This window comes from Streptomyces sp. NPDC085866 (assembly GCF_044541035.1).
Lineage (GTDB): Bacteria > Actinomycetota > Actinomycetes > Streptomycetales > Streptomycetaceae > Streptomyces.
In genome coordinates this window covers 369,927-377,173 of record NZ_JBITSQ010000011.1, presented here as the reverse complement: position 1 = coordinate 377,173, position 7,247 = coordinate 369,927, and the positions used below count along the sequence as shown (strand labels likewise).

At 70.6% G+C, this 7,247-nt stretch carries 5 protein-coding genes; 2 read left to right on the top strand and 3 right to left on the bottom strand.

The genetic code is table 11. The features are described from left to right. Nucleotides 1-442: 442 nt before the first annotated feature. Entirely contained in the window at nucleotides 443-991 is a 549-nt protein-coding gene (locus ACIF83_RS28935; RefSeq protein WP_393474124.1) for a MarR family winged helix-turn-helix transcriptional regulator, read from the bottom strand. A 110-nt stretch (nucleotides 992-1,101) separates the two neighbouring features. Here ACIF83_RS28935 and ACIF83_RS28930 point away from each other — a divergent pair, with 110 nt between their 5' ends. Next, nucleotides 1,102-2,391 (top strand): MDR family MFS transporter, encoded by a 1,290-nt coding sequence (locus tag ACIF83_RS28930; protein ID WP_399731208.1) that lies wholly within the window; start codon nucleotides 1,102-1,104, stop codon nucleotides 2,389-2,391. Between the two features lie 145 nt (nucleotides 2,392-2,536). Here the strand turns inward: ACIF83_RS28930 and ACIF83_RS28925 are convergent, their stop codons facing one another. Both ACIF83_RS28925 and ACIF83_RS28920 read right to left on the bottom strand, forming a co-directional pair. Further along, the gene (locus ACIF83_RS28925) at nucleotides 2,537-4,180 is read right to left on the bottom strand and encodes a SpoIIE family protein phosphatase (protein WP_399731205.1); all 1,644 of its coding nucleotides are present in this window, start codon (nucleotides 4,178-4,180) and stop codon (nucleotides 2,537-2,539) included. 130 nt (nucleotides 4,181-4,310) lie between these two features. Beyond that, a complete protein-coding gene (locus ACIF83_RS28920) occupies nucleotides 4,311-5,690 on the bottom strand; it encodes an NAD(P)/FAD-dependent oxidoreductase (RefSeq protein ID WP_399731202.1) in 1,380 nt (459 codons plus the stop codon). A gap of 378 nt (nucleotides 5,691-6,068) precedes the next feature. On the opposite strand from ACIF83_RS28920, the gene ACIF83_RS28915 reads away from it, so the two are divergent. Beyond that, complete coding sequence (locus ACIF83_RS28915; protein WP_399731199.1) at nucleotides 6,069-6,839, top strand: TetR/AcrR family transcriptional regulator; 771 nt, start codon at nucleotides 6,069-6,071, stop codon at nucleotides 6,837-6,839. The last annotated feature ends 408 nt before the right edge of the window (nucleotides 6,840-7,247 follow it).

Here is a 7,247-nt window from a genome sequence, read left to right as displayed (position 1 = left end):
ACTCACCCTCTCGGGCTTTCCTCCGGGCTTCCCTTCGGTGTTTCCGACTCTATCAGACCTTTTCTCGATCCGATTTCCTCGGCGCTTTCCAGGTTTCCGCTCTCGCGTTTCCCTTTCCGGCGATTCCGACTCTATCAGATCCTTTCGGCGTCTGACCCCCAGTCAGCGGGGCTTGTCTTCACGGCTGTTGGGCCGTTCCGACGTCTCAAACCTTAGCGGATCCGCCCGGCGATTCCCAATCGGGCCGCCGAGTCCCTATTCGAATTGAATTCGGGCATGCCGAAATCAATCCCATCGGGAGATCGTGCTGGTGGTGTGAGGTGCCGCTCGAGGCGGCGGAGGTGCTGTCGAAGAACCGTTACGGCTCTGCGGCAACCCGAAGAACCTTACGGATCACGCAGGGGCGTGTCAACCGTCCCTGTCAAGATCTTTTCTGGGTGCCTCAGTCCAGGTCGCTGAGGCGACCGCCGGCGTCCGGCTGGGCGTGTTCCACCCTGCGGAGCAGCCTGGTCAGCACCTCGCCGAGGACGGTGCGCTCCGCAGGGGTGAGGTCCTGGAGCAGGTCCTCCTCGAAGACGGTCGCGAGGCGCATCGCCTCCAGCCACTTCTCCCGGCCCTCGGGGGTCAGCTCGATGATGACCCGGACGCGGTTGGACTCGTCGCGCTCCCGGGTGACCAGCCCCTCGGTGACCATGCGGTCGATCCGGTGGGTCATGGCGGCCGGCGTGAGGCCGAGTCGCTTGGCGAGGTCACTGGGGCCCATCCGGTACGGGGCACCGGAGAGAACCAGTGCCTTGAGGACCTCCCAGTCGGCGTTGCCGATGCCGAGGGCGGCGGTCTGGCGGCCGTAGGCGACGTTCATCCGCCGGTTCAGCCGGGACAGCGCCGACACGATCTTCTCGACCTGGGGGTCGAGGTCCTGGAACTCGCGCTGGTAGGCGGCGATCTGTTCTTCGAGCGTCGGCTCCGTGACGCCGGGGGTCTCGGACATGGCCGCAGTATCGCACGGAGCCACTTTGCCTTGAAGTCCTTCGCTGTGTACTCTTTAGCTTCGAACTTTAGCTTTGAAGTCTTCACTCCTAACTAGTGAGAGAGGTGAACGTGACCAGGGCGATGGGCGCAGCGATGCGCCGGATCCACGTGGGCAACGCACTCAGCGCTTTCGGGCTCGGTTTCACGGTCCCCTACCTGTACGTCTATGTGGCGCAGGTGCGGGGTCTCGGAGCCATGACGGCGGGACTCGTGCTCGCCGTCTTCGCCGTGGCCGCGCTGATCGTGCTGCCGTTCGCCGGCAGGGCGATCGTGCGGCGCGGCCCGCTGCCGGTCCTGCTCACAGCCCTGGTCACCGCCGCGCTGGGCGCACTGAGCCTCGGACTCGCGGGCAACGCCACCGCCGTACTGCTGTCGGCCGCGGCGCTCGGGGCGGGGCAGGCCGTGATGCAGCCGGCGCTGGCGACGATGATCGTGGACTGCTCGACGGCGGAGACGCGGTCGCGGGCTTTCGCGATGCAGTTCTTCCTGCAGAACCTGGGGCTCGGCGTCGGTGGTCTCATCGGCGGTCACCTCGTCGACACGACCCGGGTCTCCTCCTTCACTCTGCTGTTCGCGATCGAGGCGGCGATGTTCCTGCTGCTGGTCGCGGTGATGGCGACGGTGCGGGTGCCGCACTCGCCGCGGATCGGCGACGCGCCGACCGCTTCGGGGAAGGGCAGCTGGAAGCAGCTCCTCGGGAACCGGGCGATGGTGCAGCTGTGTGTGCTGGGCTTCGTGCTGTTCTTGGCCTGCTACGGGCAGTTCGAGTCGGGGCTGAGCGCGTACGGCGTGGAGGCCGCGGGGATATCCACCTCCGCGCTCGGTACGGCGCTGGCTGCGAACACGATGATGATCGTTGTCGCGCAGTTCGCCGTGCTGAAGTTCGTGGAGCGGCGTCGGCGCTCTCGGGTGATCGCCGGTGTGGGGCTCATCTGGGCCGTGGCGTGGCTTGCGGCGGGGTACGCGGGGCTGGGGCACGGGAGCCAGGAGATGGCGACCGCTGCGTTCGTGTCGACGTACGCGTTGTTCGGGCTGGGTGAGGCGATGTTGTCGCCGACGGTTGCTCCACTGGTGGCCGATCTGGCGCCGGAGGGGATGGCTGGGCAGTACAACTCGGCGTTTGCCCTGGTCAAGCAGCTGGCACTGGCCGTTGGGCCGGCGGTGGGCGGTCCTCTCGGAGCGTCCCTGCATGCCCCGTACATCGTGACCTTCCTGCTGTTCTCCCTCGGCATCACCGTGCTGGCGCTGCGACTGGGGCGCCGGCTCACCCTTGCCCAGGATCAGCCGTGGGCTGCGGCGAGGAGCAGCCGGGTGGTGGCCCGGGGTGGAGCCGCGGAGCCGGTCGCCGCGGAGGCATGAACCCGCGACTGCGCGGCCACGGCTGTCCGCACCTACGTGCGGAGCGCATGCAGCCGACGGGGCTGCGACCCCCCAGGTGCGCGGGGAACCGCGCGACCAGCCCCCGTGCACCCGCGGCCGGCGACGGACCGCAGCCCCACGGCACCTAGCCCCTCGGTAGCAAGAACTCGCACCACACCGCCTTCCCTCCGCCCGGTGTCCTTCTCGAACCCCAGTTGGAGGCGATGGTCGCCACGATGGCGATGCCTCTTCCCGACTCGTCGCCCGGTTCTGCGCGGCGGCGGCGGGGGAGGTGGTCGTCGCCGTCCGTGACCTCGATGATCAGGCGGCGGTCGGTCCGCCGGAGGCGGAGTCGCATGGGCGGGGTGCCGTGCTGGAGGCTGTTGGCGACCAGTTCGCTTGTCGCCAGGACGCCCAGGTCGTGCAGGTCGGCCGGGAAGCGCCAGCTCGTCAGGACGCCGGAGGCGAACGCACGGGCGCGGGGGGCCGCCTCCACACCGCCGAGGAGTTCCAGGGCCGCGTTGCGGAAGAGATCACCCTCGGGGCCCGTACGGGCGGGGTGCTGGAGGACGAGGACGGCCACGTCGTCGTCGTGGTCGGCGGTGACGCCGGCCGAGCGGACCAGGCGGTCGCAGACGACCTGGGGGGTGCCGGTCGCGCCGGACAGGGCGCGCTCCAGGGAGGCGATCCCCTCGTCCAGGTCCTCGTCGCGGCGCTCGACCAGGCCGTCCGTGTAGAGGACCGCAGTGGAGCCGGGGCCCAGCGCGATCGAGCCCGAGGCGTGCATCCAGCCGCCGGTGCCGAGCGGCGGGCCGGTGGGTTCGTCGGCGCGCAGGACCGTGCCGTTCTCGTCGCGGACCAGGATGGGCAGATGGCCGGCCGAGGCGTACACCAGGCGACCCTCGTTCGGGTCGTGGACGGCGTACACACAGGTGGCGATCTGGTTGGCGTCGATCTCGGTGGCGAGGCCGTCGAGGAGTTGCAGGACCTCGTGCGGCGGGAGGTCGAGGCGGGCGTAGGCGCGGACGGCCGTGCGGAGCTGGCCCATGACGGCGGCGGCGCGGACGCCTCGGCCCATGACGTCGCCGATCACGAGGGCCGTGCGGCCGCCGCCGAGGGTGATCACGTCGTACCAGTCGCCGCCGACCGCGGCCTCCGTGCCGCCGGGCTGGTAGGTGGCGGCGATGCGCAGGTCGTCGGGCTGCTCCAGCTCCTGGGGGAGGAGGGAGCGTTGCAGGGTCACGGCCGTCTCGCGCTGGCGGCGCTCGCTGGCGCGCAGGCGCTCCGCGGCCTCGGCGTGGTCGGTGACATCAGTGGCGAAGACGAGTACGGCGCCGTCCCCGCCGGCCTCGGAGGCCGGAGTGCAGGTGAACGTGTAGGAGCGGCCGTCGAGGGCCTTGCGGGACTTGAGCGTGCGCGGCTTGCCGCTGCGCAGGACCTGGTCGAGGAGCGGGAGCAGACCGAGTTCGGCCAGTTCCGGGAGGCCCGCTCGGGCGGGTTCGCCGAGCGGTCGTACGCCGAAGGCCGCCGTGTAGGCGTCGTTGACGTAGGCGATGCGGTGGTCGGGGCCGTGGAGGAGGGCGACGAGGGCCGGGACGCGGTCGAGGACGTCGCGGGCGGGCAGTTCGTCGACGGCGGGTACGGGCGGTGCCCCGTCGGCCGGTTGTTCGGCCCGGGCCGCGGGCACGCAGCCTTCCCCCCGCCGGTCCGGGGAGACCGCGATCTCGGTCCGCGCTGCGGCGCGGCGCTGCGTTCCGGGGAGCCGGGCGCTCCAGCGCGTGAAGTTCACAGTGGGGAAAGCCTCGTGGGTGCTGAGGGCGGGCAGGTGCCCGTCCGAGGACGTGGGGCAGTCTGGCAGGTGGCCGTCCGCGGCGATATCCGTCAGACGCCGGGGCGGGCCGGGTAGTTCCTGAGTCCGGTCAGGACGACCCCTTCGGGTTGTCCGAGGGGCTGTGAGGAGGCTTTCCACCGGCCGCGAGTTCGAACTCCGCTCGGGGATGTTCGAGCGAACCGAGCGAGACGATCTCCCGTTTGAAGAGCCCGGCCAGGGTCCATTCCGCCAGCACGCGGGCCTTTCGGTTGAAGGTGGGCACCCTGCTGAGGTGGTACACGCGGTGCATGAACCAGGCAGGGTAGCCCTTCAGCTTGCGCCCGTAGATCTGGGCGACGCCCTTGTGCAGGCCGAGGGAGGCGACGGAGCCGCCGTACTTGTGCGCGTACGTCTCCAGGGGCTCGCCGCGCAGCGCGTGGACGATGTTGTCGCCGAGGACCCTGGCCTGGCGGACCGCGTGCTGGGCGTTGGGGGCGGTTTCGGTGCCGGGTTCGGCGGCGGTGACGTCGGGGACGGCGGCGGCGTCGCCCGCGGCCCAGGCGTGCGGGGCGCCGTCGACGGTCAGTTCGGCGGTGCACTTGAGGCGGCCGCGGCCGTTGAGCGGCAGGTCGGTGGCGGCGAGCAGCGGGTGCGGTTTGACGCCGGCGGTCCACACGACCGTGCGGGTCGGGAAGCGCTGGCCGTCGCTGAGGACGGCGACGCGGTCGGCGCAGGATTCCAGGCGGGTGTCGAGCAGGACCTGGATGTTGCGGCGGCGCAGCTCGGTGACCGTGTAGCGGCCCATCTCCTCGCCGACCTCGGGGAGGATGCGGTCGGAGGCCTCCACCAGGATCCACTTCATGTCCTCGGGGCGGAGGTTGTGGTAGTAGCGCGCGGTGTAGCGGGCCATGTCCTCGAGTTCGCCGAGTGCCTCGACTCCTGCGTAGCCGCCACCGACGAAGACGAAGGTGAGGGCGGCGTCGCGGATCGCGGGGTCGCGGGTGGAGGAGGCGATGTCCATCTGCTCGATGACGTGGTTGCGCAGGCCGATCGCCTCTTCGACGGTCTTGAAACCGATGCCGTACTCCGCGAGGCCGGGGATGGGCAGCGCGCGGGAGATCGAGCCGGGAGCGAGGACGAGTTCGTCGTAGCCGAGGAGTTCGGCGGTCCTGCCCTCCTCGGCGGTGGCGAGCGTGGTGACCGCGGCGGTGCGCACCGCGTGGTCGATGGAGGTCACCTCGCCGATGACGACGTGACACTGGTCCAGGACGCGACGCAGCGGTACGACGACATGACGAGGGGAAATCGAACCGGCGGCCGCTTCGGGGAGGAACGGCTGGTACGTCATGTAGGGGTCGGGTGTGACGACAGTGATGTCGATCTCACCCCGCCTGAGCTCCTGCTTCAACCTCCGCTGCAGACGCAGGGCCGTGTACATCCCGACGTAGCCGCCGCCGACAACCAGAATGCGCGCACGTTCCTTCACCATCCCATGACGCACCCGGCGCTGTTGTTTGTCCACAGCCCCGGCAATTTGTGTGACCGGCGAGCGGGTGTGCGCGGGGCCGGGCGCGCCGTCGGGGTGGGGCGAAAGCGGGCAGGTCAGCGGGGGCGGGAGGGAGAGGGCGAAGGTGTGGAATCGGGACATAGATGACCCGTACTCCGATCGGGGGGCGCTCTGTGCGGAACCTGCCCCTTCTGAATTGACCCTCACTCAACTATGTTCGTGTGTCGACGGGGTGTAGGGAATGTGGTCGATCGGGTCCGCGACGGGCGGGTCCGATCGTGACCGATGCCAGTTCCGCGCACGCCGGTATTCAGTGACGGGGAGTCTCCGGGGGGAGACGTCGTTAACCGGGGGAAACACATGCATGTTCAGGACACTCATTGGTCGTCGGCAGCCGCCCTCGCGTCGGGCGGACCGGCGGTGAGCGCGGCGGCGGGCAACGGGCGCGCGGACGGGATGCGTACGACGCCGCTGCGCGTGGACGCACAGCGCAATCTGGAGCACGTGCTGCGTGCGGCGCGTGAGGTGTTCGGCGAGCTGGGGTACGGCGCGCCGATGGAGGACGTGGCGCGACGGGCGCGGGTCGGTGTCGGCACGGTGTACCGGCGTTTTCCGAGCAAGGACGTGCTGGTCCGGCGGATAGCCGAGGAGGAGACCGCACGGCTGACCGAGCAGGCGCGGACCGCGCTCGGGCAGGAGGACGAGCCGTGGTCGGCGCTGTCCCGGTTCCTGCGGACGTCTGTGGCGTCCGGGGCGGGGCGGTTGCTGCCGCCGCACGTACTGCGGGTCGGGGTCGCGGAGGAGGGCGACGCCGGGTCCGACAGTTCTGCCGGGCCGGCCGAGGAGGCTCGGGTGCCTCAGCAGCGGTCTCAGCCGGGTTCGGGTGAGCTGCGGCTGGTGTCGGAGTCCGGCTCGGACGACGGTGGGGCCGGTGCGCTGCTCGAGGTCGTGGGGCAGTTGGTGGAGCGGGCTCGGGCCGCGGGCGAGTTGCGGTCGGACGTGTCCGTGGCGGATGTGCTGCTGGTGATCGCCACGGCCGCGCCTTCGTTGCCGGATCCGGCGCAGCAGGCTGCGGCTTCGGCTCGGCTGCTGGAGATTCTGCTGGAGGGGCTTCGGTCTCGGCCGGCGTAGCGGCTGCGGCGGTCGCCTCGGCTTCGCCTTCGGCGGGATTGTGTTCCCACCCGCACCACCCGTGCGACGAGCACGGTCGGGTGCGGGTGGCCCCCTTGGGGCGAATTCGCCGTCGACGGGTGCGCGTGGCTCCGGTGCAGCATCAGCACCGACTGCGGATGCCGGGCCGTGAGGCCGGCCGCCATACGGCGGGCCCCGTACGGCTAACTCGGGCAGCTGGTGCGCACGGCCCCAGCGAGGCGTAAGCACCCACTGCAGGTGCTGGACCATGGGACCGACTGCCCACGTAGCGAGCCCCATGCGCCTACCTCAGGCAGCTGGTGCGCACGGCCCCAGCGAGGCGTAAGCACCCACTGCAGGTGCTGGACCATGGGACCGACTGCCCACGTAGCGAGCCCCATGCGCCTC